The 2,744-nt window shown below is 70.0% G+C and carries 3 protein-coding genes and 1 pseudogene; 1 reads left to right on the top strand and 3 read right to left on the bottom strand.

Annotated features, from left to right (window positions below):
* From VF468_17815 to VF468_17805, 3 genes are all read right to left on the bottom strand, one after another.
* Positions 1 to 681: IS6 family transposase (locus VF468_17815; GenBank protein ID HEX5880147.1), on the bottom strand; the 681-nt coding region annotated here is incomplete at its 3' end.
* A 268-nt stretch (positions 682 to 949) separates the two neighbouring features.
* The gene (locus VF468_17810; protein ID HEX5880146.1) at positions 950 to 1,597 is read right to left on the bottom strand and encodes a methyltransferase domain-containing protein; all 648 of its coding nucleotides are present in this window, start codon (positions 1,595 to 1,597) and stop codon (positions 950 to 952) included.
* A gap of 107 nt (positions 1,598 to 1,704) precedes the next feature.
* Entirely contained in the window at positions 1,705 to 1,863 is a 159-nt protein-coding gene (locus tag VF468_17805) for a hypothetical protein (protein HEX5880145.1), read from the bottom strand.
* 117 nt (positions 1,864 to 1,980) lie between these two features.
* On the opposite strand from VF468_17805, the pseudogene VF468_17800 reads away from it, so the two are divergent.
* Positions 1,981 to 2,744 (top strand): annotated as a pseudogene (locus VF468_17800) (IS5 family transposase).

The following is a 2,744-nucleotide window of genomic DNA, read 5'->3' as shown; positions in this document are numbered from 1 at the left end:
CGCCACGCGCCGAGCCACCGGCGCCTCGACCGCCAGCTCGTAGTGCCCTCGACGGACGTTCTGGACCAAGGCGTGCCCGGCGATCACGATCTTGGAGCTGCGGTCCTGCTTGAGCCCGCGCATCGGACCAAGCCGTGCCTTCAGCCGGCCATGGTCGGCCTCGACCCGGTTGTTGGCGTACCGATCGGTGCGATGCCAGGCCGCCGGCAGCAACTCCTCCAGCACGACCGGGTAGGTCGGCGCCTGATCGGTGACCACCTCGATGGGTCTGATCTTGGTCGTGCCGATGACCTGCTCGAAGAACCGGCGGGCCGCCCTGACGTCGCGCCGCGGAGAGACGAACACGTCGATGACCTGGCCGAACTGGTCGACCGCCCGGTACACGTAGCGCCACTGGCCGGCGACCTTCACATAGGTCTCATCGACTTGCCAGCGATCTCCAACACCATCTCGGCACGGCCGAGCAGCCTCGGCCAGCAGCGATGTGAACCGCTGCACCCAGCGATACACGGTGACGTGGTCGACCTCGATGCCCCGTTCGGTGAGCAGCTCCTCGACGTCACGGTAAGACAGCCCGAAGCGCAGGTACCAGCGGACCGCGAGAACGATCACGTCGGGTGGGAAGCGGAAGCCGGCGAAGGCGGACCGTGAGACGGGAGCAGGGCGAGGTCGGATTCTCATGCCGGCAGTCTTGCTGCTCCGCTTACGGCGAACGCAATAGTGCCGCTCGGGGCGCGAGGCTGCGGGCTTGGCCCTGCTGACGGCTGAACGCTGCTCCTGCCGCCGGTCGACAGAGTGCTACCGGGAGTCCCGCATACCATGCGAGTGCCGAGGCCCCGCGAGCGACGCGGGGCTTCCGGCGTCCAGGGGCCGCCGCGCCGGCGCAGACCGTGCCGGGCGGTTTCCAGGAACATGCAGCAGCTGTCAGCGGCTGGCTCTATCGCGCCCTTTACGAAGCGCGCTCCATGCCAGAGATCTGCCAGATGCGGCTGCGGCTTCGGTAGGTGCGTCGAAGCCCGTGCTCCTCCAGCACCGCCAGCATCGCGCCCGGCGGATGGGCAAAGCCCCGAAAGCTGCTCCGGGTCAGCCGCATCACCAGGTTGAACCCCCTGTAGAAGGCGCGGGAGAGCGGGTTGCGGGGCGGATAGCTGAAGACCAGGGCCCGCCGGGCATGGTCGGCGGCAGCGCCCAGCAGGCGCTCATAGTCCGGATAGCAGCACACCACCCGGTGCAGGACCACCAGGTCGGCCGGCGCCACCGCCCCAGGGTCCTGGGCGAGGTCGTGGATGCGCCAGTCGAGGCGCCCCTGGACCCCGGCCTGCTCGGCCAGCGCGCGTGCCTGTTCCTCGTAGGCGGGGGAGAGCTCCAGGTTCTGGGCCCGGGCCGCGCCCGCCTGGAGCAGCTCGATCTGGATCTCGCCCACGCCGCCGCCGACCTCCAGCACGCTGGCCCCCTCGAGGCCGAGCGCGCGCAGGAACTGGACCATCGTCTGGGCGGTCTTATCGAGTCCGCGCTTCTGGTACCGGTTGGCGAGCCTCTGGGCGAACCGCTGGTTGAAGAAGCGGTGATAGTCGCGAGAGGGACAGCAGCTTCCCATGCAGGGAGTGTAGCGGCGCGTCGCCGGGTCCAAGTCACCTCTCGACGGCCGCCACGTCCGTCTGGTGGGCGATCACGGGCAGGCCAGCTCGGCGATCGCCAGCAGGGTCAGGCGACCTGGGCGCCGACCGCGAGGCCGGTGTTCATGTCGCTGGCCAGCACCAGGTCCCGTTCGGCGTCGTAATACACCCCCACACCTGCGGCATCACCGCCAGAGTGGCGACCAGCCGCCAGCCACGCCCCGGCCCCCCCCCAGCCGACCCCCATCCAGGGTTCCGGCGGCCGCTGCTCATCTCGGGCAGGCTAGACACAGCAACTAGGGCCTGTCTGACGGTTGGTGTTGTAGGTTCGGGCGGCTGTCAGCTCCTCGATGTGGGAGGTCGCGTGGTCCGCCGCCACGAACTCACCGATCAGGCCTGGGCTGAGATCGCCCCGCTGCTGCCGGCCGGTGGTCGACCAGGCGGCCAGTGGGCTGAGCATCGCCGCGTTGTGAACGGGATCTTGGAAGCTGGCCACTGGCGTGCCGTGGCGGGACCTACCCGAACGCTATGGCCCTTGGCAAACCTGTTATGAGCGGTTCCGCCGCTGGCAGGCTGACGGCACCTGGCAGCAACTCCTGGCCCACGCCCAGACCAAGTCCGACGCGGTGGGTGAGATCGACTGGGACGTGGTGGTCGATGCCACCGTGGTGCGGGCCCACCAGCACGCCGCCGGCGCCCGGAAAGGGGATCACCAAACTACCTAGGGTCGGCGCTGAGACGGACCAGGCCCTGGGCCGCAGCCGGGGCGGGCTGACGACCAAGCTGCATCTGGCTTGTGATGGCCGCGGCCGGCCGCTGGCGATGTTGGTCACCGCCGGCCAGCGCCATGAGAGCACGCAGCTGGAATCGCTGCTCGAGACGATCCGGGTGCCCAGGCCGGGGCCGGGTCGGCCCCGCAAGCGTCCCACGCACCTGATCGCCGACCGGGGTTACAGCTACACGACGTGTCGGCGGCTGCTGCGCCAGCGGCGGATCGCCCATACCATCCCTGAGCGGTCTGACCAGCGCCAGGTCCGGGCTCGCCGGGGCACTCGGGGCGGCCGGCCACCGGTGGTCGATCCCGTGCGCTACCGGCACCGCAACGTCGTCGAACGAGCCGTCGCCCGC

Source organism: Actinomycetota bacterium (genome assembly GCA_036280995.1).
Classification (GTDB): Bacteria; Actinomycetota; CALGFH01; order CALGFH01; family CALGFH01; genus CALGFH01.
This window is presented reverse-complemented; position numbering and strand designations above follow the sequence as displayed.

Bases quoted from the DNA above. Each gene is read 5' to 3' on its own strand.
- VF468_17805 (HEX5880145.1), bottom strand. From the start codon at position 1,863: ATGGGGGTCGGCTGGGGGGGGGCCGGGGCGTGGCTGGCGGCTGGTCGC.
- VF468_17810 (HEX5880146.1), bottom strand. From the start codon at position 1,597: ATGGGAAGCTGCTGTCCCTCTCGCGACTATCACCGCTTCTTCAACCAG.